Origin of the sequence: Streptosporangium longisporum (assembly GCF_039534895.1) — a bacterium.
Classification (GTDB): Bacteria; Actinomycetota; Actinomycetes; order Streptosporangiales; family Streptosporangiaceae; genus Streptosporangium; species Streptosporangium longisporum.
Window position 1 is genome coordinate 89,665 of sequence record NZ_BAAAWD010000011.1, and the last position, 23,704, is coordinate 113,368.

19 protein-coding genes and 1 pseudogene are annotated in these 23,704 nt (G+C 72.0%); 10 read left to right on the top strand and 10 right to left on the bottom strand.

Annotated features, from left to right (window positions below):
• Positions 1-25 precede the first annotated feature (25 nt).
• From ABD832_RS20960 to ABD832_RS20970, 3 genes are all read right to left on the bottom strand, one after another.
• Positions 26-1,321: a family 2B encapsulin nanocompartment shell protein gene (locus tag ABD832_RS20960; RefSeq protein WP_413224438.1), complete on the bottom strand. Its 1,296-nt coding sequence runs from the start codon at positions 1,319-1,321 to the stop codon at positions 26-28.
• A 574-nt stretch (positions 1,322-1,895) separates the two neighbouring features.
• Complete coding sequence (locus ABD832_RS20965) at positions 1,896-3,083, bottom strand: glycosyltransferase family 4 protein (RefSeq protein WP_344898023.1); 1,188 nt, start codon at positions 3,081-3,083, stop codon at positions 1,896-1,898.
• Positions 3,080-4,021, bottom strand: a complete 942-nt coding sequence (locus ABD832_RS20970; protein ID WP_344898025.1) for a sulfotransferase family protein — start codon at positions 4,019-4,021, stop codon at positions 3,080-3,082. The genes ABD832_RS20965 and ABD832_RS20970 overlap by 4 nt, the downstream gene beginning before the upstream one ends.
• A gap of 285 nt (positions 4,022-4,306) precedes the next feature.
• Here ABD832_RS20970 and ABD832_RS20975 point away from each other — a divergent pair, with 285 nt between their 5' ends.
• Both ABD832_RS20975 and ABD832_RS20980 read left to right on the top strand, forming a co-directional pair.
• A complete protein-coding gene (locus tag ABD832_RS20975; RefSeq protein ID WP_344898027.1) occupies positions 4,307-4,783 on the top strand; it encodes a hypothetical protein in 477 nt (158 codons plus the stop codon).
• A gap of 159 nt (positions 4,784-4,942) precedes the next feature.
• Positions 4,943-5,806 carry an NAD(+)/NADH kinase gene (locus ABD832_RS20980; protein WP_344898029.1) on the top strand — a complete coding sequence of 288 codons (864 nt, stop codon included), beginning with the start codon at positions 4,943-4,945 and terminating at the stop codon, positions 5,804-5,806.
• Between the two features lie 108 nt (positions 5,807-5,914).
• Here ABD832_RS20980 and ABD832_RS20985 read toward each other — a convergent pair whose 3' ends face one another.
• Positions 5,915-6,259: a winged helix-turn-helix transcriptional regulator gene (locus ABD832_RS20985; protein WP_344898031.1), complete on the bottom strand. Its 345-nt coding sequence runs from the start codon at positions 6,257-6,259 to the stop codon at positions 5,915-5,917.
• Positions 6,260-6,444: 185 nt separating this feature from the next.
• On the opposite strand from ABD832_RS20985, the gene ABD832_RS20990 reads away from it, so the two are divergent.
• Positions 6,445-7,320: an NAD(P)-dependent oxidoreductase gene (locus tag ABD832_RS20990; RefSeq protein WP_344898149.1), complete on the top strand. Its 876-nt coding sequence runs from the start codon at positions 6,445-6,447 to the stop codon at positions 7,318-7,320.
• A gap of 11 nt (positions 7,321-7,331) precedes the next feature.
• On the opposite strand, the gene ABD832_RS20995 is transcribed toward ABD832_RS20990, so the two are convergent.
• Positions 7,332-7,913 (bottom strand): TetR/AcrR family transcriptional regulator, encoded by a 582-nt coding sequence (locus ABD832_RS20995; protein ID WP_344898033.1) that lies wholly within the window; start codon positions 7,911-7,913, stop codon positions 7,332-7,334.
• A 94-nt stretch (positions 7,914-8,007) separates the two neighbouring features.
• Here ABD832_RS20995 and ABD832_RS21000 point away from each other — a divergent pair, with 94 nt between their 5' ends.
• Positions 8,008-8,868, top strand: coding sequence for an NAD(P)-dependent oxidoreductase (locus ABD832_RS21000; protein WP_344898035.1), 861 nt, complete (start codon positions 8,008-8,010; stop codon positions 8,866-8,868).
• Positions 8,869-9,107: 239 nt separating this feature from the next.
• Positions 9,108-10,544, top strand: a complete 1,437-nt coding sequence (locus tag ABD832_RS21005) for a pectate lyase family protein (protein ID WP_344898037.1) — start codon at positions 9,108-9,110, stop codon at positions 10,542-10,544.
• A gap of 199 nt (positions 10,545-10,743) precedes the next feature.
• Here the strand turns inward: ABD832_RS21005 and ABD832_RS21010 are convergent, their stop codons facing one another.
• The 3 genes and pseudogenes from ABD832_RS21010 to ABD832_RS21020 all read right to left on the bottom strand — a co-directional run.
• The gene (locus ABD832_RS21010) at positions 10,744-12,270 is read right to left on the bottom strand and encodes a glycoside hydrolase family 53 protein (protein WP_344898039.1); all 1,527 of its coding nucleotides are present in this window, start codon (positions 12,268-12,270) and stop codon (positions 10,744-10,746) included.
• A gap of 94 nt (positions 12,271-12,364) precedes the next feature.
• Positions 12,365-13,177: a beta-galactosidase trimerization domain-containing protein gene (locus ABD832_RS21015; protein ID WP_344898151.1), complete on the bottom strand. Its 813-nt coding sequence runs from the start codon at positions 13,175-13,177 to the stop codon at positions 12,365-12,367.
• 61 nt (positions 13,178-13,238) lie between these two features.
• Positions 13,239-14,489 (bottom strand): annotated as a pseudogene (locus tag ABD832_RS21020) (beta-galactosidase); the annotation flags it as partial.
• A gap of 337 nt (positions 14,490-14,826) precedes the next feature.
• On the opposite strand from ABD832_RS21020, the gene ABD832_RS21025 reads away from it, so the two are divergent.
• Genes ABD832_RS21025 through ABD832_RS21040 form a run of 4 tightly spaced genes read left to right on the top strand, consistent with a single transcriptional unit; the run spans position 14,827 to position 18,993 of the window.
• Entirely contained in the window at positions 14,827-16,149 is a 1,323-nt protein-coding gene (locus tag ABD832_RS21025; protein WP_344898041.1) for an ABC transporter substrate-binding protein, read from the top strand.
• Positions 16,146-17,048 carry a carbohydrate ABC transporter permease gene (locus ABD832_RS21030; RefSeq protein ID WP_344898043.1) on the top strand — a complete coding sequence of 301 codons (903 nt, stop codon included), beginning with the start codon at positions 16,146-16,148 and terminating at the stop codon, positions 17,046-17,048. The genes ABD832_RS21025 and ABD832_RS21030 overlap by 4 nt, the downstream gene beginning before the upstream one ends.
• Positions 17,048-17,938, top strand: coding sequence for a carbohydrate ABC transporter permease (locus ABD832_RS21035; RefSeq protein WP_344898045.1), 891 nt, complete (start codon positions 17,048-17,050; stop codon positions 17,936-17,938). Before ABD832_RS21030 ends, ABD832_RS21035 begins: the two co-directional genes overlap by 1 nt.
• A gap of 53 nt (positions 17,939-17,991) precedes the next feature.
• Positions 17,992-18,993 carry a LacI family DNA-binding transcriptional regulator gene (locus tag ABD832_RS21040; RefSeq protein WP_344898047.1) on the top strand — a complete coding sequence of 334 codons (1,002 nt, stop codon included), beginning with the start codon at positions 17,992-17,994 and terminating at the stop codon, positions 18,991-18,993.
• An 83-nt stretch (positions 18,994-19,076) separates the two neighbouring features.
• Here the strand turns inward: ABD832_RS21040 and ABD832_RS21045 are convergent, their stop codons facing one another.
• Both ABD832_RS21045 and ABD832_RS21050 read right to left on the bottom strand, forming a co-directional pair.
• Positions 19,077-20,348: a hypothetical protein gene (locus tag ABD832_RS21045; protein WP_344898049.1), complete on the bottom strand. Its 1,272-nt coding sequence runs from the start codon at positions 20,346-20,348 to the stop codon at positions 19,077-19,079.
• A 356-nt stretch (positions 20,349-20,704) separates the two neighbouring features.
• The gene (locus ABD832_RS21050) at positions 20,705-22,045 is read right to left on the bottom strand and encodes an aminotransferase-like domain-containing protein (RefSeq protein ID WP_344898051.1); all 1,341 of its coding nucleotides are present in this window, start codon (positions 22,043-22,045) and stop codon (positions 20,705-20,707) included.
• A 61-nt stretch (positions 22,046-22,106) separates the two neighbouring features.
• Between ABD832_RS21050 and ABD832_RS21055 the strand changes: the two genes are divergently transcribed.
• On the top strand, positions 22,107-23,654 hold the full coding sequence (locus tag ABD832_RS21055; protein ID WP_344898053.1) for a pyridoxal phosphate-dependent decarboxylase family protein: 1,548 nt from the start codon (positions 22,107-22,109) through the stop codon (positions 23,652-23,654).
• The last annotated feature ends 50 nt before the right edge of the window (positions 23,655-23,704 follow it).

Consider the following 23,704-nt stretch of genomic DNA (forward strand, 5'->3'; position numbering starts at 1 on the left):
CGCTCGGCTCCGTCCCCCTCGTTCCTCAGTGACCGATCTCGACGTCCTCCAGGATGCCGAGCGCGTCGGGCACCAGGACGGCCGCGGAGTAGTAGGCGCTGACCAGGTAGGAGATGATCGCCTTCTCGCTGATGCCCATGAACCGGACCGACAGGCTGGGCTGGTACTCGTCGGGGATGCCGGTCTGGTGCAGGCCGACGACCCCCTGGTTGTCCTCGCCGACGCGCATGGCCAGGATCGAGGTGGTCCGGGTCTTGGTGATGGGGATCTTGCTGCAGGAGAAGATCGGCACTCCCCGCCAGGCGGGCACCCCGCTGCCCCCGACGTCGACGCCCTGCGGGTAGAGGCCGCGCGCGTTGCACTCGCGGCCGAAGGCGGCGATGGCGTGCGGGTGGGCCAGGAAGAAGCTCGTGCTCCTGCGGCGGCTGAGCAGCTCGTCGAGGTCGTCGGGGGTCGGCGGCCCGGTGCGGGTGTGGATCCGCTGCTTGAGGTCGGCGTTGTGCAGCAGCCCGAACTCCCGGTTGTTGATCAGCTCGTGCTCCTGCCGCTCGCGCAGCACCTCGATCGTCAGCCGGAGCTGCTGCTCGACCTGGTCCATCGGGTCGTTGTAGAGGTCGGCCACCCGGCTGTGCACCCGCAGGACCGTCTGCGCGACGCTGAGCTGGTACTCCCGCGGGAGGAGCTCGTAGTCGACGAACGTCCCCGGCAGGTCGGGCTCCCCGGCGTGGCCCGCGGCCACCTCGACGGCGGCCTCGCCGTACTTGTTCTGCGGGCCCCGGGAGGCGGCCTCCAGCAGCCGCAGGTGCTCGCGGAGCCGCTCGGACCGCTCGGCCACCTCCCAGAACGCCTGCTGGGGCAGGATCATCGCCGTGCCGCCGGTGACCGCCTTGGCGGTGAACGGCCAGGTGTCCTCCGTCCTGGTCAGCGTCTCGTCGCCGAAGTGGTCGCCCGCCGCCAGCACGGTCAGCACGATCTCGTCGCCGTACGGCCCGCTGCCGACCTTGTTGACCTTGCCGTGCGCGATCACCACCACCTCGTCGGCGGGCTGCCCCGCCTGCACGAGCACGTCCCCGGCGGCGAAGTCCCGCTGGACGAACCTGCCCGCCAGCGCGTCGAGGACGTCGGTGTCGTCGAACCCGCGCAGCAGGGGCAGCTCGCACAGCTCGGCGGGGACGACCGCCACCTGCGACCCGGTGCTGGTGAAGCTCACCCGGCCGTCGCCGATCGTGTAGCTCAGCCGCCGGTTCACCCGGTAGGTGCCACCCGACACCTGCACCCAGGGGAGCATCCGCAGCAACCACCGCGAGGTGATCTCCTGCATCTGGGGAGCCGATTTGGTCGTCGTCGCCAGATTGCGCGCGGCGTCCGTACTCAGACTCAGCTGCGACCGGCCGGCCTCGGGCTCCGTCACAACAACACCACCGATCCGTACTCGTACCGACAGGGAGGAGAGGGCATGAATCGACCAGGGGAAAACGGCGATCAGTGGTGCCGAAAAAGGCGGAATCGTCGACCCCCCGACGCGCGGGACCGAATAAGGCCCGCCGTCGTGGACGCCTTGATTTTGGGTGACCGTTAAATGAATTGTCAAGCAGTGACGACGATTCGGTCTGTCGTCGGTAAAAGCACCGGACAATAAAGCAGGAAAAGTCGAATATCTTTGAACATCACCGCCAGGCCGTACATGGCAGGCTTTTCACCAGGGGACGCGGCCACTCCGGCTATCGTGCGTTATTTCCGGAAACTGATGTGAGACCGGGCGAATCCGGCGCACGTCCTCTCCGGGCACGGTCACGCACACGCCGACACGAACACCCTCCGATGACGCGTGAAGCGGCTCACGAAACAACCCGGGAAGCGACCCTTCAAGCGGCCCGCAAAAAGGAGAAAAGCGCTCAGAGCGATTTTTCCCGGCGGTGTCCCAGCAGTTCCGAGAACAGGTCCTCCCAGAGCGGCATGACGGCCTCGGGGGCGTACTCGCGCGCGGTGACGGCCGCGGCGTCGCCCATCCGCGTCCGCAGGCCGGGGTCCTCGATCAGCCGGATCATCGCCTCCGCCAGCGCGCCGACGTCCCGGGCCGGGACGAGCAGCCCGTCGACCCCGGGGGTGAGCACGTCGGCCGGGCCGGTCGGGCAGTCGAAGGCGACGACGGGCAGTCCCTGGGTCATGGCCTCGATCATCACCATCGGCAGCCCCTCGAACCGGGAGCTGAGCACGTAGAAGGACGCCTTGGCCATCTCCTCGTCCAGGCGCTCGGTCCGTCCCATCAGGGAGACGACGTCCGACAGCCCGTGCTCGGCCGTCAGCGCCAGCAGCGCCTCCTTCTTCGGGCCGGTGCCGTAGATGCGCAGCCGCCAGCCCGGGTGACGCCCGGCGACCTCGGCGAACGCGGGGATCAGCAGGTCGAAGCCCTTCTGCCCGACGAGCCGCCCGGCCGCGACCACGAGCCCGTCCGGGCGGTCGGACGGCGCCGGACGCCCGGCGGCGACCGCGTTGGGGATGCGCACGACGGGGGTGCCGGGCAGCAGCTCCTGGTACTCCCCGCGGTCGGTCCCGGTGAGCACCGCCACCGCGTCCAGGGCGCCGTAGTGGCGGGCGATCTGCGCGCGGACCGCCTCGGGATGGGTGGCCAGGTTCATGTGCTCCTGCGCGACCCTGACGACACCGGCCGGGCCGCGCCGGGCCGAGATCAGGTTCAGGGCGGGGCGGGTGGTGACCAGGACGCCGCCCTCCAGCGCGGAGACGTAGTCGATCACGGAACGTTCCACCCGCTCGGTGAAGTAGGAGGCGGCGAACTCGCCGGGGGGCACGATCTTGCCACGGATCCGCCGCCAGGCCCGGCGTCCGAGCGAGTCGACGGGCCGCTCCCGGCGCTGGTCCGAGAGCGTCAGCAGGCGGACACGCCCGTCGATCGGGAACTGCGGCCTCTCCCTGCGCCGTACCACGCTGGCGATCTCGACGTCGTGCCCGGCGGCGGCCATCGCGTTCGCCTGGTTGATCACCGTGCGGATCGTCCCGCCCATGCCGTAGGCGTGCAGGAGCAGGTAGCGGATCGTCATGGCCTGTCGGCCGGGCACCGTCACGAGGACTCCCCCTCACCGGGCAGGTATCCCCAGCTGCGGCACATCGGCCTGAGCGGCTCGGGGACCTCCTCGGGCGCCGGCAGGTCACGTCCGGGCTGCACGGTCCCCGAACGGATCTTGTCCTTCCAGTCGCCGAGCCCCTTCTCCAGCACGGCCTGCTCGCCGTACGCCAGCATCCGCGGCTCCCAGGGGACGCCGAGGAAGTCGCACAGGCGGCGCGCCTGCGTCTCGGGGTCGGCGGTCAGGTCCTCGTAGCGCACGGTGCATCCCTTGAGCTCCCGGCGAGCCCGCTGCACTGCCTTCATGTAGCGCAGGGCGTCCAGCGCGGCCTCCTGCGGCGTCCTGCCGCCGGTGCCACCCGCGCCGCCGGTGCCGCCTGTGCGGTCGGCGCGGTCGGCGCCGGTCTCGTACCAGGACCTCGCTATGGACGCCGGGTGACGCAGCAGGAAGACGAACCGCGCGTCCGGCCAGCAGGCGGCGATGCGCCGGTGGGCGAAGGCGTTGGCCGGGGTCTTGTCCACGAAGAACGTCTTGCCGCTCCTGACCAGCTCGCGATGGAGCACCCGGTCCCACAGCAGGTGCTCCAGGTCGGACCGGTCGTGCCCGAGCGCCCCCATGGCCTTCTCCGCCAAAGCGGTGCCGAACTCCACCCGCAGCCTGCGGACGTGCAGCTCGTGCGGGGCGTGCAGCATGGAATGGGCGTTGAGCAGGGCCCGCAGCAGGGTGGAGCCGGACCTGACCGGGGAGAGGACGAAGACCGGGGCGACCAGCAGCCGGTCGGTCACGGGATCGGCGGGCGGCCTGAACGGCTCCTGGGCGGCCGGGGACCTCGCACCCGGAGATCTCTCCCCCGCCCTCGAACCGGTTTTCCCTACCCGGTTCACCTGGAATCCGGTGAGCCGCACAAGGGCGTCGTTGGCCTTACGCTGCCAGCTCATGGCGAGGCAGGTTACTCGACTTCCCTGGCATTTAACTGTGCGTTCACCGGACGTCACCTCTGCGTTCCGGGAATACATCCTCGGGGACACCCTGGCCCGCAGGCATCGGGCCGGATCGCGCGACGGCGGGCGATTCACCTGCGCCGACCGGGGTAGTGAGACGTTCCCACAGCTCAGACGGCATGCGGCCGGTGACGACCGGGCCGGGCGCGCCGCCGTGCGACCCCGGCCGCGCGGTGCGGGTCCCGTGCCGTCCCGAGCCCGCCACGCCCCCGCGAGGAGGAGATGTCAGTGACCCACGACGTACGCCCGCAGGCGTCCGCCCCCCGGGATCCGCAGGAGCGGCCCTCCTACCCGGACCCGTCCGGAAGCCGGGTGGACCCCGAGGAGAAGCTGGCACCGGACGTCGACGACGCGACCGCCGAGGCGCTGGGCAAGCTCTCCGAGGCGCTGGAGACCACCGACCGGGCCCGCGGCCACCTGTACACCTTCCACCAGCTGACCGGGCACGCCGACTTCCAGCTCGACGAGGCCGTGGAGCTGCTGCGCGCCGCGGGCCGGGACGACATGGCGGAGCTGGTGACCCGCGAGCTGATCGGCCGCGACGTGCTGCCCGGCCGGTGGACCTTCCAGATCATGGAGGAGTACGAGGACGGCTACTACGGCGTCTTCGCCGACGTGGAACGGCGGGTCAGGCAGGAGCTCGCGGGAGGGCGCCGCCACATCCACGAGGCACGGCTGAAGAGGCGCCGCCAGGGCTGATCGCCCGATCCCCGCGGCCTCGTCCGGCCCGTTCCGGCTGCCGGGACGGGACCGGAACCGGTCCGGACCCCGCGTCCCGCCCGTGCCCCGTCCGTGCCTCGCCCGTGCCGCTCCCCGCGGTGTGCGGGGCGCGGGACGGATCCCCGTACAGTGTGAGGCATGGGGATGGTCAAGACCGTGGGGCTGGTTCTGCACCCGCAGCGTGATTCGAAGGTGGCCATCGACACGATCGTCGAGTGGGCCCGGGGCCGCGACGTCACGGTGATGGGGCTTCCGGACGAGGTGGGGCGGATCGACTGCAGCGCCGTGTCGGTCGACACCGAGACGCTGATCGACCGCGCCGACCTGCTCGTCAGCCTCGGCGGTGACGGCACGATGCTGCGCACCATGCGCCTCAGCTCCGGGAGGAAGACCCCGGTCCTCGGGGTCAACCTCGGCAGGCTGGGGTTCCTCGCGGAGATCGACATCGACGACCTGCCCCCCGCGCTGTCGGCCATCGACAACCACGAGTACACGGTCGAGCCGCGCATGGCGGTGTGCGTGACCCTGCCCGACGGCACCCTGATGACCGCGTTCAACGACATCGCCCTGGTGCGGATCCCCGGTGACGGGCTCTCGGCGGTGGCGATCACCGTGGAGGGGCACTCCTTCGTCCGGTACGCGGCCGACGCGGTGATCGTCGCGACCCCCACCGGGTCGACCGCCTACAGTTTCTCCGCGGGCGGTCCCATCGTCTCGCCGAACGTGGAGGGGTTCCTCGTGGTCCCGGCCGCGGCGCACTCGTCGTTCAACCGGGCCATCGTGCTCTCGGCCGACGAGCGGGTCACCCTGGAGCTGCTGCCGACCAGCGGCACGCTGGCCGTGGAGGTGGACGGCGCGGTCAGGGCGCACCTGTCGCCCGGGGACGAGCTCGGCGTCACGGCGATGCGCGCCGCGGCCTGGGTGGTCCGGCTCGGCACGACGAGCTTCTACGAGCGCGCCCGCCGCAAGCTCCGCGTCAACGGCAGCGCCGAGGTCGACTGACCCTCCCGGCCCCTCCCCCGCACCTGCCGGATCCTCCGCGCGGTGCCGGCGGTGGGCGGAAGCGCGGAACCGGGCGGTGACGAGGCCTGCCGATCCGTCCGCGCCGGTTCATCCCACCTGGTCCCACGGGATGGCCTCGATGCGCTCGACGTGCTCCTCGCCCCACTCCCCGAGCGATGCCATGGCGGTGTTGAGCGAATGACCGAACTCGGTGAGCGAGTACTCCACCTTCGGCGGGACCTGGTGATAGACCTCACGGTGCAGCAGGCCCGTGGTCTCCATCTCCCGTAACTGCAGGATCAGCACCCGCTCGCTGATGCCGGGCACCGCGCGCCGCAACTCCCCGAAGCGCAGGGGACCGTCCTGGAGCGTGAACAGGATCAGTCCCTTCCACTTGCCTCCCATGACGGCGATGGCGGCGTCGAGACCGCAGGTGAACGTCCGCTTCTTCATCTCCTTCACCTGCCCTTACTCACATTTATGTCAGTACCCGGCAAAAATGTCGGTACTTGAGAGAATGCAGGTGCTCCGGCCAGCATGGGCCGGGCCCGCGTCGGACCACGACGGTTCCCACGACAGCGCGCCCGTCTCCTCATCTCTGTCCCTGTGGCTGGAGTACGCACATGACCGCAAAGAACATGACACCCGTGACCGTGATCGGACTGGGCTCGATGGGCACGGCACTGGCCGAGGCCTTCGTCAAGGCCGGACATCCGACCACCGTCTGGAACAGGACCGCCGCCAGAGCCGCACCCCTCGTCGCCATGGGAGCCAGACACGCGGAGACCGTCGAGGAGGCGGTGACGGCAGGTCCCCTGGTCGTCACCTGCCTGACCACCTTCGATGACACCCGGCTGGCACTGCGGCCCGCCGGCGCGTCGCTGCACGGACGGGCCCTGGTCACCCTCAACAGCGGTTCCCCGGCCGGCGCCCGCGAGACGGCCGCCTGGGCCGTCGGCCATGGCGCCCGGTTCCTGGCGGGCGCGGTCAAGAACGTGCCCTCGGCCGTGGGAGCGCCGGACACCCTGCTGTACTACAGCGGCGACAAGGCGGTCTTCGAGGAGTTCGAGACGACCCTGAAGGTGCTGGGCGGCGACACCGTCCACCTCGGCGACGAGGCCGACCTGGCCGCCCTGTACGAGATGGCGGTGGGCGCCATGCTGCTGCCGGCTCTCGTCGGCTTCTTCCAGGGCGCCGCCGCGGTCCAGGCGCGCGGGCTGGAGGTGAACACGATGGTGCGCTTCGCCGGCACGTGGCTGGACATGATCAAATCCCTGCTGCCGATCTACGCCGAGGAGATCGACAGTGGCGACTACACCGGCGCCGCCTCCTCGGTGAACCTCTTCCTGGCGGGTGCGGCCCACGACGACGACCTGGCCGGGGAGACGAACGTCGACACGGCCTGGCTCGCCCCGCTCCATGACCTGGTGAGGCGGGCGGCCGAGGCCGGCCACGGCGATCACAGCATCTCGGCGCTCACGGAGGTGCTCAGAAAGCCGGCGCGGCAGCCGTGACCCGGCTCGGCTCATCGGTAGGAGTCGATGAGCCGTGCGAGGTGCCTGCCGGCGATCTCCAGCGGCACCTCGCTCTGGGACACCTGCGCCGACAGCTCCGCACCCTCCAGCATGTTGATCACGCTGTGCGCGAGATCGTGCGCCACGTCGTCGGCGAAGCCGGAGCGGGTGAGTTTGTCGCGGACCAGCGTGCGCCAGTTCTCGTAGGCGTCCTCCGCGGCCTGCTGGATCTCGGGCTCCCGTCCGGCGCTCTCCAGCGCCGTGGTGGTGACGGGGCAACCGTCCAGCCAGCCGGACGCGCGCAGCCCCTTGGCCAGGTCGCGGACGCAGACGACGATCGCCGAGGCCGGATCGTCCTCCTGGTCGAACGCCTTGCGCAGGAATTCCGCGAACTCTCCGTCCCCGTGGCGGACCGCCTCGACCGCCAGTTCCCGCTTGCCGCCCGGGAAGAAGTGGTAGACCGAGCCGAGTGTGGCCCGGGCCTCCTGGGAGATCTGCTTGAGGCCCGTCGCCTCGTACCCCTGCCGCTGCATCAGGCGAGAGGTCGTCCGGACGATCCGCTCCCGGGTGCCGATCTCGTGCTGGGTTCGCATGAACCTCATCATACTAGGTAGAGCGTTCGTTTTAATCGCGTGTTATCGTCTCGCCCTGAATAGAGCGTTCATTCTACTGACAAGGAGACCGTGGATGACGTCTGTGACGGTGATCGGGCTGGGCCCCATGGGGCAGGCCGTGGCCGGCGCCTACCTCGACAGCGGCTACCAGGTGACCGTGTGGAACCGCACGACCGCCAGGGCGGACGAGCTGGTGGTACGGGGCGCCAGGAGGGCGGAATCCGTCGAGGCGGCGCTCACCGCCGGCGGACCGGTGGTGTTGAGCCTGACCGACTACGACGCGATGGACGCCGTCCTGGCGCAGGTCCCGGGGGCCGCCCTGGACGGACGCACCCTGGTCAACCTCACCTCCGACACCCCGGACAGGGCCCGTCAGGCGGCCGCGTGGCTGGCCGGGCGCGGTGCCGTGCACGTCACCGGTGGCGTGCAGGTGCCGCCCCCGGGCATCGGCACGCCTGACGCCATGACCTACTACAGCGGCCCACAGGACGCGATCGAGGGGCACAGGCCCGCCCTGGAGGTGCTGACCGGGATCGAGTACCTCGGCGAGGACCCCGGACTGGCGGCGCTGTACTACCAGATCGGGATCGACATGTTCTGGACGGCGCTGGCGGGCTATCTGCACGGCCAGGCGGTGGCGGAGGCCAACGGCATCCCGGCCGAGGATTTCCTGCCGCACGCGGTGAGGAGCATGGACCTCCGCTACTTCCTGGAGTTCTACGCGCCACGCATCACCGCGGGCGACCACGAGGGGGACGTCGACCGGATCTCCATGGGCGCGGCGAGCCTGGAACACGTGCTGCACACCACACGGGCCTCCGGCGTCGACGACTCGATCCCGGCCGCCGTCCTGAAGATCTTCCGCCAGGGCATCGCCTCCGGCCACGGCCGCAACAGCCTCACGAGCCTGATCGGCGTGCTGAAGCAGCGCTGACGTGTCACCGGCCCGGCCTCGGGAGAGGGTCTCGGCGCTTCCACGGGGTCGCGACCCACCGGTCCGCAACAGTTCCTGTCATGAAACTTCCACGGGCGGGTTGACACGCGGAAAGCGCTTACCTAGCTTGTGGATTACTCGCTCACCGGCGCCGATCCGCTCCGGTGAACGTGAGTACTCGCTGGGGGGACCCGAAGCGCAGGCCGCACCGGCCTGCCGGACCGGCAAGGAGCTTGACCGTGTTCCACAGAATCAGCAGGAAGACGGCCGGAGCGGCGATCGCCGCAGCGGCTCTGGCTCTCTCGGGAGCGGTGGCAGGGGTCTCGTCGGCCGCCGTCGCCGCGCCCGCACCCGGCACCTACAACCTGGTCAACAACGCCAGCGGCCTGTGCCTGACCGTGCCGGGCGCCGGCTCCGCCAGCGGCGTCCAGCTCACCCAGAGCGGCTGCGGCGGCGCGGGGCAGGCCTGGGCCTTCACCGGCAGCGGCGGCACGCTCAAGGCCACGCACAGCGGTCTGTGCGCGGGCGTCCAGGACGCGAGCACCTCCGCCGGCAAGGCCGTGCAGCAGCAGACCTGCTCGGGCGGCAACTCGCAGAACTGGAACCTGAGCCAGTCCGGGTCCAGCTACCGGGTGATCAACGCCAACGGCGGCAAGTGCCTCAACGTCAAGGACGGCTCCACCGCCTCCGGGGCCCTGATCCAGCAGAACTCCTGCGACTCGGTGGCGAGCAAGCAGTGGCGCCTGGTCCCGGCGGACGGCGGCAACCCCGACCCGACCCCGACCCCGACGCCCACCGTCACCCCGACCGTCAACCCGCCCCAGACCGGCCTGGTCGGCTGGGCGACCCAGGGCGGCGGCACCACCGGAGGCGGCAACGCCCCCACCACCACGGTCACCAGCTCCTCGGCGCTGAGCAGCGCCCTGTCGTCGAGCAGCGCGGCGGTCATCCGGGTCTCGGGCACGATCTCCTGCTCCGGGATGCTCAAGGTCGGCTCGAACAAGACCGTCCTCGGCAACGCGGGCGCCACGATCGCGGGCTGCGGGCTCAACATCTCCAACGCGTCCAACGTCATCGTGCGCAACATCAGCTTCCGTGACTGGAACGACGACGGCATCCAGGTGCAGTACTCCACCCGGGTCTGGATCGACCACAACACCTTCAGCAACGGCTACGACGGCGCCGTGGACGTCAAGCGGGCCAGCGACTACGTCACCATCTCCTGGAACAAGGTGACCAACCACAACAAGTCCATGCTGCTCGGTCACGACGACGGCAACGGCAGCGAGGACAGGGGCCACCTGCGGGTGACCTACCACCACAACTGGTTCGACGCCACCACCCAGCGCCACCCGCGCGTGCGCTTCGGCAACCCGGTGCACGTCTACAACAACTACTACGGCGGCGTCACCGGCTACGGCGTGGCCTCCACCGAGGGTGCGGGCGTCCTGGTCGAGGGCAACTACTTCGAGAACACCGACGACCCGTACCACCTGGGCGAGGGCGACTCCGGCCCGGGCACCCTGGTGGCCCGCAACAACCACTTCGTCGGCTCCGGCTCCGGCCAGGCCGGTGGCAGCGTGGCCTCCATCCCCTACTCCTACTCCCTCGACACCGCCTCCAGCGTCAAGTCCATCGTGACCGCCGGCGCCGGCGCCGGCCGGATCTCGGTCTGATCCCGCTCGACCAGGCCCCGGGCCGGCCCGCCTGACCGGGGCCGTTCCGGAACGGGGCGGGTGGGGCGGCCCGGCCGACGGCCGCCCCACCCGCCCCACCCACATCCCGCGGCCTCCCGGACGGCCCTCGCCCACCTGCGGGCGGGGGCCGTCCGGCGTCGGGGCCGGTGACGGTGACGGTGACGGTGACGGTGACGGTTCAGCGGGGGGCGAACTGCGCCAGCGCGGGCAGCGCCCGGTCGGCGAAGTCGAACAGCGCCTGGTTCTCCCACCCGTTGCCCGAGGACGGGTCGGCCGGGTCCCAGCCGTTGCCGGTCACCGCGGTCCAGGTGGGCTCCCAGTAGACGAAGCCGAGCCCGCGGCCGTTCGGTACGGCCTGCACGATGCTCGCCACGTCGCGGAGCATCGCCGACTGGCCCGCGGGGGAGGCCGGATAGCCGGGGTAGGGCGTCGCGGCGGTGATGATGTTGGTCAGCGCGTCGTCGTTGCCGGTGGTGAACGGGTAGGCGGTCTCGGCCAGCAGGACCGGCCTGCCGTACCGGGAGGCGATGTCGTCGACGTTGGCCTGGAACGCGCCGAGCGTGCCGTGCCAGTAGGGGTAGTAGGACACGCCGATCACGTCGTAGCGGACGCCGTTGGCCGCGGCGCTGTCGAACCACCAGCGGAACAGCGCGTTGTCGCCGCCCTCGGCGAGGTGCAGCACGACCCTGGTCGAGGACGACACCGCCTTGACCGCGTCGTAGCCGGAGTTCAGCAGCTGGGCGAGGTTGCCGAAGTTCGCGGTGCGGCCGTCCTCCCAGAGCATGCCGCCGTTGATCTCGTTGCCGACCTGGACCATGTCGGCGGTCGTGCCCTGCGCCTTGAGGGCGTTCAGCACGTCGTAGGTGTGGTCGTACACCGCGGCCTTGAGCTGCGCGAACGAGTGGCCGGTCCACGCGGCGGGCTTGTACTGCTTGCCGGGGTCGGCCCAGGTGTCGGAGTAGTGGAAGTCGACCAGCAGCCCCATGCCCAGGGCCTTGACCCGCCTGGCCACGGCCAGCACGCGCGCCTTGTCGTTGTAGCCGTCGGCCGGGTTCACCCACACCTTGAGCCGGACGAGGTTCATCCCGGCCGAGCGCAGGATCTCCAGCGCGTCCCCGCGGATGCCCGAGGCGGTGTGGTACCTGCCGCCGAGCGCCTCGGACTTGGCCAGGCCGGAGGTGTCGCCTCCCCTGACCGCGAGCGTCGCGGCACCCGGGCCGAAGGTGACGTCGTCGAAGTTGGCCCAGCCTCCGGCCGCCGCCGCGGAGCCGAGGGCGACGGTGCACCTGCCGCCGGTCACGGTCTGGGTGACCGCGATCCTGATCCACTCGGACGAGCCGACCGGCAGGTAGGTCCGCTTCTCCGCCGGGCCGCAGTTGCGCAGCGCGATCCAGCTCTGGCTCATGGCCCCGGCCCTGACCCGGGCCCGGAGGGTGTAGGTGCCCGAGCTCAGGCCGGTCAGCGTCTGGTGGGTCTCGACGGTGTAGGCGTTCGAGGACCAGTGGGACAGGCGGTAGGAGCCGGTGTGGCCACCGGCCTCGGAGAAGTCGGCGGCGGCGGTGCCGCCGGTGCTCCACCCGGGAGGCGCCGCGACGGCACCGCCCGTCTCGAAGCCGCCGTTGGTGATCGTCGGGGCGGCCTGGGCCGGGGACGGCGCCAGGACCGCGGCGGCGCAGGTCAGCAGCGCCACCAGGATCTTCTTCATGGGGTCCTCACTCTGGGAAGGGGTGGTGCGGACGGTCCCCCGAGGCCCCCGGTGACGCGCCGCGGTCAGGTGGCCGGCGCGGCAGCGGGGGAGATCATGTGTTCCCGGCGAGCTCGACGACCACGACGCCGCCGGCCGGTACGGTCGCCGATCCGGTGTGCCGCACCCCGTCGAGGAGGCCGGTGCCGTTCACCTCCGGGACCGTGACCGGCCGGTCGCCGTGGTTGAGCAGGAACAGGTGGCGGCCCCGGCGCACCCGTTCGAGGGTGTCGGGCAGGCCACGCGGGCGGGAGACCCCCGCGCGGTCGAGCACCGCGCGCAGCAGCACCCGCAGGTCCCCGTCCTCTCCGGAAGCGGAGGCCGCGCCGGGAACCGGGATGAGGGCCGGGTCGAACGCCGGACCGGGGATCGGGACGGAGGCCGAGCCGGGAGCCGCGCCGGGGATCGGGTCCGAGGCCGGGTCGAGGGCCGCGTCCGGGATCGGGTCGGGGATCGGGTCGGGGGCCGGGTCGAGGGCGGTCGCGACGTACCAGGCAGTGCCCGCTCCCAGCTCGTGGCGGGTCACCGCGGGGTGGCCCGCGTCCGGCCCGCAGGTGAAGACGCCCACGGCGCGCGCCCCGGCGAGGCGGATCCGCTCCGACCAGATCCGGCCGTTCATCCGGATGTTCGTCCGGATGTTCGTCCGGCCCTCGACGCCGTCGCCGGAATCCCCGTCCCCACCCTCGCCCGCGGCGGCGACACCGACGGTGCCGTTCTCCGGCAGGGGGTGGAACTCCTCCACCGACAGGCCGAGCACGTCGCGCAGCGCGCCGGGGTGGGCGCCCGGGTGGATGGTGTCGTTCTCGTCGACGATCCCGGAGAAGTACGAGACGACCAGGTGACCTCCGGCCTCGACGTAGCGGCGCAGGTTTCTTGCCGGACGCCTCGGTGAGCAGGTACGAGCTCGGCGCGACCACCAGCCGGTACGCCGACAGGTCGGCGGAGGGGTGGACGAAGTCGACGGTCACGTGTTCGCGCCAGAGCGCCTCGTAGAAGGCCTCCACCCGCTCGCGGAACCTCAGGTCCACCGAGGGACGCCACTCCAGCTCCAGCGCCCAGTACGACTCCCAGTCCCACACCAGCGCGACCTCGGCCTCGACCCGGGAGCCGCGCACCCCGGCCAGGCCGCGCAGCTCGGCGCCGAGGGCGACCACGTCGCGCCACAGCCCGGAGTCGGTCCCGGCGTGCGGCAGCATCGCCGAGTGGAACTTCTCCGCGCCGTGGCGGGAGGCCCGCCACTGGAAGAACAGCACCGAGTCCGACCCCCGGGCGACGTGCGCGAGGCTGTTGCGCCGCATCTCCCCGGGCCGCTTGGCGAGGTTGCGCGGCTGCCAGTTGACGGCACCGGTGGAGTGCTCCATGAGCATCCACGGCCGCCCGCCCGCCACCGAGCGGGTGAGGTCGGCCGCCATGGCGAGCTCGATGTGGCCGTCGGCGCGCCCGGCGTCGAGGTAGTGGTCGTTGGAGACGACGTCCACCTCGCCCGCCCAGCGCCAGTAGTCCATCGGCTCGCAGTTGGGGATCATGAAGTTGGTGGTGACCGGCAGCGCGCCGAAGCGCCGGACCGCGTCGCGCTCACGGCGGAAGTTGGCGATGTGCGCGTCCACCGAGAAGCGGGCGTAGTCGAGCTGCAGGGCGGTGAGCTGGCCGGCCGGCCCGAGCCTGGGCGGTTCCACCTCCTCGAACGAGCCGTAGGTCAGCCCCCAGAACGTGGTGCCCCACGCGGCGTTGAGGGCTGCCACGTCCCCGTGCCGCTCGCGCAGCCACTCGCGGAACGCCGCGGCCGAGGTCTCGCAGTAGCAGCGCGCGTTCGCCCAGCCGTACTCGTTGTGGACGTGCCACATGACGACCGCCGGGTGGGCGGCGTAGCGGGCTGCGAGCCGGCCGGCGATCCGCTCGGAGGCGGCGGCGTACTCCGGTGAGCTGGGGCAGAAGCTGTGCCGCGACCCCCCGGCGATGACGTGGCCCTCCCGGTCGACGAGGCGGGAGGCCGGGTAGGCCGTCCTGAACCAGGCGGGCGGGGACGAGGTCGGCGTCGCCAGGTCGACCTTGACGCCCGCGCCGTCCAGCAGGTCGATGATCCGGTCCAGTTTGCCGAAGTCGTGGACGCCCTCGGCGGGCTCCAGCTGGCTCCAGGTGAAGATGCCGAGGCTGACCAGGTTCACCCCGGCCTCGCGCATCAGCCGGACGTCCTCGCGCCAGACCTCCTCCGGCCACTGCTCGGGGTTGTAGTCCCCGCCGTACGCGATGCCCTCCGGCAGGACGGGATATCCGGCCAACGACTCCCCCTCGAAAAGTCTTCTGTGAACGTGCACAGTAATGCAGGATCGACATCCCGGGAAGAGGCCGACACCCCAAAGCCGAGAACTCGGGGAACATCGGGGTTTAACAAGAACGTAACGGTCATTGACAGCGCGTATCGCGGGATTTCACTCTGTGAACGTTCACAGACATCTCCGGAGCGCCTCGCGGCCGATCCCCGCCTCCCACCCCCGAACGCCCGACACGGAGGAACACATGCATACGAAACGGCTCGTCGTGGCGGCGGCCACGGTCCTCGCCGCGGCCCTGGCCGCCGGGTGTTCCGGCAGCGCGCAGAACGCGGCCGCTCCGGCCGGGCAGAACGCGCCGAGCTCCGCCCCCGCGGGCCCGGTGACGCTCACCTACTGGAGCTGGGTCCCCAACATGGACAAGATCGCGGCGGTCTGGAACGCCGCGAACCCCGGCATCAAGGTGACGATCAGCAAGCAGGCCGGGGGCGACGACGCCGCCGCCAAGTTCCTGACCGCCGCCAAGGCGGGCAACCCCCCCGACCTGGTCCAGGCCGAGTACCAGATGCTGCCCTCCTTCGTCGCCGCCGACGCGGTGGCCGACATCACCGCCGAGGTGGCGGCGGCAAAGGGCGAGTTCGGCGAGGGTGTCTGGGGGCTGGTCACCCTGGGCACCGACGCCGTCTACGCCCTCCCCCAGGACAGCGGCCCGATGATGCTCTACTACCGCCGCGACCTGTTCGAGAAGTACGGCATCGAGGTGCCCAAGACCTGGGACGAGTACGCCGAGGCCGCCCGCACCGTACGGAAGAAGGACCCCAGGGCGTTCCTGGGCACCTTCTCCAGCAAGGACCCCGGCTCCTTCGTCGGCCTCGCCCAGCAGGCCGGCGCCCGGTGGTGGTCGATCAGCGGCGAGTCCTGGAAGGTCGCGGTCGACGACGAGCCCACCAGGAGGGTCGCCGACTACTGGGGCGGACTGGTCAAGGAGGGTGTCGTCGACGACCAGCCCTACTTCACCCCCGAGTGGAACAAGGCGCTCAACGACGGCAGGCTGCTGACCTGGCCGTCGGCCGTCTGGGGTCCCGGCGTGCTGTCCAGCAACGCCCCCAAGGGCAAGGGGAGGTGGGCGATCGCCCCGCTGCCGCAGTGGAACGCCGGTGAGAACACCAGCGGCTTCTGGGGCGGCTCCTCCACCGCGGTCGCCGCCAAGTCCGCCAACCGGGCCGCCGCCGCGAAGTTCGCGACCTGGCTGAACACCGACCCCGAGGCCCTGGCCCTGCTCGTCAAGGAGGGCGCCGTCTACCCGGCCGCCACCAAGGGCGGCACCCTGCTCGGAGAGGCCCCGGACTACTTCTCCAACCAGCCCGACTTCTGGCGGCAGGCCGCCGCGATCTCCGCCACCGCGCGCGGGTTCACCTTCGGGCCCAACGTCAACGTGACGTACAACGCCTTCAAGGACGCCTTCGACAAGGCCGTCCAGGACAGGTCCGCCTTCTCCGACGCCGTCGGGAGGATGCAGGAGGCGACGGTCGCCGACATGCAGAAGTCCGGATTCCAGATCGCCCCATGAGACGGCCGCACGACGGCGCCCGCACCGCGGGCGCCGTCCCCTACCTCTTCCTCGCCCCCGCGCTGGCGCTGTTCACGCTCTTCATGGCCGTTCCCGTCGTCTACACGGCCTACCTGAGCCTGCGCCGCACCAAGGTCTCCGGACTGGGCCTGGGCAAGGGCTCACGCCGTGAGGTGTACGCGGGGTTCGACAACTACACCGCCGCCCTGCGCGACACCGAGCTGTGGGCGGGCTGGCTGCGCGTGCTGGGCTACGGCCTGCTGGTGCTCGCGGTCATGCTCGGCCTGGCGCTGCTGTTCGCGCTGCTGCTGGACTCCGCGCACGTGCGCCTGGCCCGCTTCTCCAGGATCGCCGTCTTCCTGCCGTACGCGGTCCCGGGCGTGGCCGCCAGCCTGATCTGGGGCTTCCTCTACCTGCCGAGCCTCAGCCCGATCCGCCAGGTGCTCGACGTCGACCTGCTCGGCACCGGCGCGGTGGTCTTCTCCATGGCCAACGTCGCGGTCTGGGGCGGCGTCGGCTTCAACATGCTGGTGCTCTACACCGCCCTGCGGGCCGTGCCCAGGAGCTACTACGAGGCCGCCAGGATGGACGGGGCGAGCGAGCTGCAGGTGGCGCTCCGGATCAAGATCCCGATCCTGCTGCCCGCGCTCATCCTCACCACGGTGTTCTCCATCATCGCCACCGTCCAGGTGTTCACCGAGCCGACCACCCTGCGGCCGCTGACGAACACGATCAGCTCGACCTGGAGCCCGCTCATGAAGGTCTACCGCGACGCCTTCGTCACCGGCGACCTCTACTCGGCCGCCGCCACCTCGATCGTCATCGCGGCGATCTCCCTGGTCCTGTCGTTCGGCTTCCTGCGCCTGGTCCGCGACCGCGCCTTCGGAGGGGAGGGCTGATGGCCATCACCACCCTTCCGGAGAGCGCGGCCGGGCCCCGCCGCGCCGCCCCGCCGCGACGCCGGCCGCTCGGGGTCGCACCGACCGCGATCCTGCTGCTGGGTGCGCTGTACTGCCTGCTGCCGGTCGGCTGGGTGCTGGTGGCCGCCACCAAGTCCAAGGCGGAGCTGTTCTCCACCTCGACCTTCGCGCCCGGGACCGGCCTGCTGTCCAACCTCGCCGACCTGGCCGCCTACCGCGACGGCGTGTTCTGGCTGTGGATGTTCAACACGCTGCTGTACGCGGGCGGCGGCGCCCTGCTGTCCACCGCCGTCTCCGCGATCTCCGGCTACGCCCTGGCCAAGTACCGCTTCCCCGGCCGGAACCTCATCTTCAACCTGCTGCTCGGCGGCGTGCTGATGCCGTCCGTGGTGCTGGCCATCCCGCAGTACCTGCTGTTCTCCCGCGCCGGGCTCGCCGACACCTACTGGTCGGTCCTGCTCCCGCAGATCCTGAGCCCGTACGGCATCTATCTCGCGCGCGTCTACGCCGGGGCGGCCGTCCCGGACGTCCTGCTGGAGGCGGGCCGCATCGACGGCGCCGGTCACCTGACGCTGCTGCGCCGGGTGGCCCTGCCGCTGATGCTGCCGGGCATGGTGACCGTCTTCCTGTTCCAGTTCGTCGCGATCTGGAACAACTTCCTGCTGCCGTTCATCATGCTGGGCGACGACCAGAGGTTCCCGCTGACCGTGGGCCTCTACACGCTGCTCGCGGCCGGGGCCAACCAGCCCGCGCTGTACAACCTGATCCTCACCGGCACGCTGCTGTCGATCGTCCCGCTGATCGCGCTCTTCCTGACCATGCAGCGCTACTGGCGGACCGACCTGGCCGGCGGGGCCGTGAAAATCTAGTGACCGGCTCGCCCGGCGGTCGGCGGGCCTCCGGCCGAGGGGACAATGGCAGCATGGCGAAGCGTCCGACCATTCACGACGTCGCGGCGGTGGCGGGGGTGTCCCGGGGAACGGTCTCCCGGGTCCTCAACGACGACCGCTACGTCAGCCCGGCCTCGCACGCCGCCGTCAGGCGGGCCATCGCCGAGACCGGGTACATCGTCAACCGCGCCGCCCGCAGCCTGGTCACCCAGCGGACCGGCTCGGTGGTGATGGTCCTGTCGGAACCGCAGGAGCGGCTGTTCGAGGACCCCACCTACAGCGTGCTGCTGCGCACCGCCACCCGGCGCCTCGCCGAGCGGGACGTGTCACTGGTGATGATGATCGCCGGGAACGACGGCGACCGCGACCGGGTGATCCGCTACCTGCGCGGCGGCCACGCCGACGGGGTGTTCCTGGTCTCCCCGCACGCCGGCGACAAGCTGGTGGACGCGCTGGTGGACATCCCGGTGCCCGCCGTCGCACAGGGCGCCGTCATCGGCCGGGAGAACGTGATCCCGTACGCGGCGGCCGACGACCGCGAGGGTGCCCGGCAGATGACGCGCTACCTGGTCGAACAGGGCCGCAGGCGGATCGCCACCATCACCGGCCCGCTGGACACCCCCGGCGGCGCGCTGCGGCTGGAGGGCTTCGGCGACATCCTGGGCAGGAAGGCGAGCAGGCGGCTCATCGAGCACGGCGACTACACCCAGCTGGGCGGGGAGAGCGCCATGGCCCGCCTGCTGGAACGTGCCCCCGACCTCGACGCGGTGTTCGTCGCCTCGGACCTGATGGCCGCGGGCGCGCTGTCCACGCTGCGCGCCGCCGGGCGGCGGGTGCCCGAGGACGTCGCGGTGGGCGGATTCGACGACTCGGCGGTGGCGCTCTCCACCCACCCGCCGCTCACCACGATCAGGCAGCCCCTGGAACGGGTCGCCGAGGAGACCGTCCGCCTGCTGCTCGCCCTGATCGACGGCGCGGAGCGGGTCGAGCCGGTGATCCTGCCCACGACCCTGGTCGTCCGCGAGTCCACCTGACCGGCCGGATCCCGTACCGGCCGTCACGGGTCCGGCCGGGACGGGCCCTCGGCGGGCGGGCCCGGCGAGGACCCGGTGAGGGGTCAGCGCGCGGGCGACGAGCCGTTGACGGTCAGCACCTGCTCGGTCTCGATGGCGGGGAAGGTGCCGGTGTCGACGATCCCGTGCTCGTGGAAGGCCGCCTCCAGCAGCGCGTGAGCCTTGGGCTCCAGCTTCCACAGCGCCCGGTACTCGCGGGCACTGGCCAGCGAGACCCCGGTCTCGTGCGCGATGTCGGTGGCGCGGGGCACGAACCTGCGCTCGATCTGCTTGTCCCAGTACTCCCGGGCGGCCCGCATCAGGGCCGCGCGCTGCGCGGTGTCGACCACCGGCGGCGGCACGTCCAGCACCTGGAACTCGTCATCGTCGTCGTCGATCGCCGAACGCGCCCCCGGTGTGCCCGACGGCCCGGCCGCCACCGCGGCGCGCGCCCGCGACTGCGGCTCCTCGGCCTCCGGGCTCCACGGCACGGGCGGCGTGAGGTCGATCAGCGCGGAGGTGTTGTAGAGGGCGCCGATCTGGGAGAGCAGGGCCTCCTGGCGCGCGGGGTCGGCCGCCAGCCCGGTGTGCTCCACCGCCCGGTCCATGGCACGGTCCAGCTTGGTCAGGGCCGAGCGCATCTTCCGCTCGGACGCCCCGGCGGCACGCAGCGCGCGGGCGCGCTTGGCGGCCAGCGCGACCCGGGTCAGCCTGCGGTGCGCGTCCACCTCGCTCGCCGTACGGTCACTGACCTCGGCCAGGCCGATGCGGACCAGGGCCCGCTCCGGGGTGATCCTCCAGTTGATCCGGGAACGCCCGGTGATGCGGTGGCGTTCGATCGCCATGCCGCGCTCCCACAGCCAGGCCGCGACCAGGGGGGCGGCGAGCCGGAAGACGGCCTCGGCGACGCTGCGGGCGTCCATGCTCGACAGCACCGCGGTCAGCCCGGTCAGCGTCCACACGGCGACGCCGTCGATACCGGCGGAGAAGTTCTCCCGCATGTTGCGGCGGGCCCGGACCGCGCTGGTGATGACGGCGACCTCGATGAAGGCGAAGAGCAGCAGCCGCAGCGGGCCGTCGAAGCCGAGCACGTCACCGGAGAAGCGCCACATGCCCTGGGCGGAGACGCCGGTCGCGATGCTGGCCGCGACGATGGTGAGGATGTCCTCCGCCGGGCGGGGGGCGATGTGACGGTGATAGAAGCGGACCGCCGCGCGCTGGACGGCGCGGACCACGAAGTACGCCGCGACCAGGACGAGGAGCGCGAACACTCCGGCGATGGCCGTCAGAACCGGCTGGGCCGAGGCGAAGGCGGTGATGTCATCGATGGGGGGCATCTGTCACTGTCCGTCATTCTCGATGTCCGACAGGATATCCGGCGATCATCCCAGAATGTCGGCGTCCTGTTCGCAAAACAGGCGTCCATCGGCGTGACAGAAGTGAACACAGTTGTGACGGTGCCGAGTAAGGACGGCGGCGCCCGTCCCGGCGGACGGGCCCGTCCGTGTTACGGGCGATCGGGCTGTCCGTGTCCCTGGGCGGTCGGGCCCGTCCGCACCCGGCCGGTTGAGCGCGTCCGCGTCCCGGCCGGTCGGGTGTGTCCGCGTCCCGGCCGGTCGAGTGTGTCCGCGTCCCAGGCGGCGCACGGCCGCCGGTGGGCCCGGCTCCCCGCCTGCGGCCCGGTGTACAGCCTTCAGGACCTGTGGGCCCGCCGCAGGTGCTCGACGACCCGGTCGAGGGTCTCGACCGGAGCGGTGTAGGGCACCCGTAGCCGGCCGGTCAGGGTCCCGTCCGGGGAGAAGGCCGAGCCCGGCAGCAGGCTGAGCCCGATCTCGGCCGCCCGGGCCGCGAGGGTCTCCCCCGCCGTCCCGTCCAGGCGCAGCCACAGCGCCAGGCCGCCCGGCGGGAGGGCGAAGTCCCACCCGTCCGCCTCCAGGCTCGCGGCCAGGTGGTCGCGCTGGCGCCGCAGCTCGCCCCTGCGCTGGACCAGCAGCCCGTCCAGGAGGGGGAGGATCTCGCAGGCCACGAGCTGTTCCAGGGGCGGCGGGGCGTACAGGCCGCTGACGGGGTCGAGGAGGAGCGCGCGGATCAGCCCGGCCGGGCCGCGGATCCAGCCGACGCGCAGCCCGCCCCACACGGTCTTGCTCAGGGAACCGATCGTGACGGCCCCGCCGACACGGGGTTCGGGCGCCGCCCGGTCGCGCAGGTCCAGGTCGCGCATGGTCTCGTCCACGATCACGGTCACCCCGTGCCGCGCGGCCAGCTCCGCGACCTCCGCGCGGGTACGGGCGTCCATCAGCGCCCCGGTCGGGTTCTGGAAGTCGGGGGTCAGCAGGGCCGCTCCCCTCGCGGCCTCGCGGAACGCGGTGGCCAGCGCGCCGGGGTCCCAGCCCTGCCCGGTGACGCGTGCCGGGACGGTCCGGACGCCGAGGCGCCGCAGCATCGTCAGGGTGTCGAAGAAGGAGGGGTTCTCCACCACGATCCTGCGCGGGCCCAGATGGGCGGCCAGCAGCGCCAGCGCGGCGCGGGCCCCGGAGGTGACCAGGATCTGCCCGGGCCGGGTGGGCGTCCCCTCGGCGGTGTGGCGCCGGGCGATCAGCTCGCGCAGCTCGGGCAGCCCGGCACCGGGCTCACCGCTCTCCAGCAGCAGTCCCGCCGACCTGGCGAGCGCGCGGGTGACCGCGCCGGTGACGAGCGCGCGCGGGGCGGCCGGGAGGGCTCGGCGCAGGTCGAGGAGCGGGCCCCGGCCGTCCACCGACAGCGGCGCGTAGCGCTCGCCGAGGTCGCGCGGCAGCCGCACCCTGCTCCCGCTGCCCTGCCCGGTGACGATCCAGCCCTCCTCGCGCAGCCGGGACAGGGCCGCGACCACCGTTCCCCGGCTCACCGCGAGCTCGGTGGCCAGCCTGCGCTCCGAGGGCAACCGGTCCCCGACCCGTACGCGCCCGTCGAGCACGGCCTCGCGCAGCGCGGCGGCCAGCGCGTCCGCCAGGGGGCTTCCCGGGCGCCGCCATCCCGTCAGGACATCCGTGAACACCGGTCCAGTTTGCCGCAATTGGACCAGGACACGGACCCGGCCTGCCTCCTAGCGTCGGAGCATGAACGCCACACCCGGCCCGGCCACCCCGCGCGTCCCCGCACTTTCGAACGACCTTCCAGGAGCGGAGCACGCCCGCGACCTTCCGGAAGCCGGGTATGCCCGTGACCCCCTGGGGGCCGAGCACGCCCATGACCTTCCGGAATCCGGGCACGCCCGCGACCCTCTGGGAGCCGATCGTGCCCGCGTGCCCGAGCTGATGGAGGCCGTCAGCGCGTACGCCGTGCGCATCCTGGACGGCCTGGACGACCGGCCGGCCGCACGGGTGCCGGTGCGGCCGGAGCCCGCGCCGCTACCCGGGGCCGGGATCGGCCTGGAGCGGGCGATGGAGGTGTTCGCGACGCGGTGGGAGCCGGGCTTCGCGGCCGGTCCGGGCCCCCGCTACCTGGGGTTCGTCACGGGCGGCGCGACGCCCGCGGCGCTGGCGGGCGACTGGCTGACCGGCACACTCGACCAGAACCCCACCTCGGGGCTGGACTCGCTCGCCCCCGACCTCGAACGGGAGACGGTCACCTGGCTGCGCGACCTCTTCGGTCTGCCCCGGGAGCACGAGGGGGTGTTCGTCAGCGGCGCGACCATGTCCAACCTCGCGGGCCTGGCGATCGCCAGGGAGTGGCTGGGCGAGGTACGCGGCGTGTCGGTGGCCGAGGAGGGCACGGCCGCGCTCGGGCCGGTGACGGTGCTGTCGGGAAGCCCGCACTCCAGCGTCGCCAAGGCGCTGTCCGTGCTCGGGCTGGGACGCTCGGCGATCCGGCGGGTCGGCGTCCTGCCGGGCCGGGAGGCGGTGGACGTGGACCTGCTCGCCCGGGAGCTGGAGCGGCTGGACCGGCTCGGCGGGGCCCCGGCGATCGTGGTCGCCAACGCCGGGACGGTGAACACCGTCGACTTCGACGACCTGCGCGCCATCGCCGCCCTGCGCGAGCGTCACCCGTTCTGGCTGCACGTGGACGCCGCGTTCGGGGCCTTCGCCGCGCTGTCGGCCGGGCACGCCCACCTGGTCGCGGGCCTGGGCGAGGCCGACTCGGTCTGCGTGGACCTGCACAAGTGGCTGAACGTGCCCTACGACAGCGCGGTCCAGTTCACCCGCCGCCGTAACCTGCAGGTACGCGTCTTCCGCAACGCGGCCGCCTACCTCACCCCGCTGGGCGAGGACCCCGACTTCGTGCACCTGACGCCGGAGAACTCGCGGCGCCTGCGCGCCCTTCCGGCCTGGTTCACGCTGGCCGCGTACGGGCGCGAGGGACACGCGGAGATCGTCCGGCGTGACATCGACCTCGCCGCCGGTCTCGGCGAGCGGATCGCCGCGATGCCCGCCTACCGGCTGCTGGCGCCGGTCCGGCTCAACGTGGTCTGCTTCACCCTCGCCTCCACCCCGGACCGGATCGACGAGGTCGCCGACGCCGTCACCGGGTCGGGAGAGGCCTTCCTGACGACGACCGTCCACGACGGCGTGCCCGCGCTGCGCGCCGCGTTCAGCAACTGGCGCACCACCGAGGCCGACGTGGACCGGGTCGCGAAGATCCTGGCGGAGGCCGCGCCCCGGCCGTGAGCCGTCCGTCCCCGTCGACGCACCCGGCCCGTCGGCGGCGCCCGGGGTGC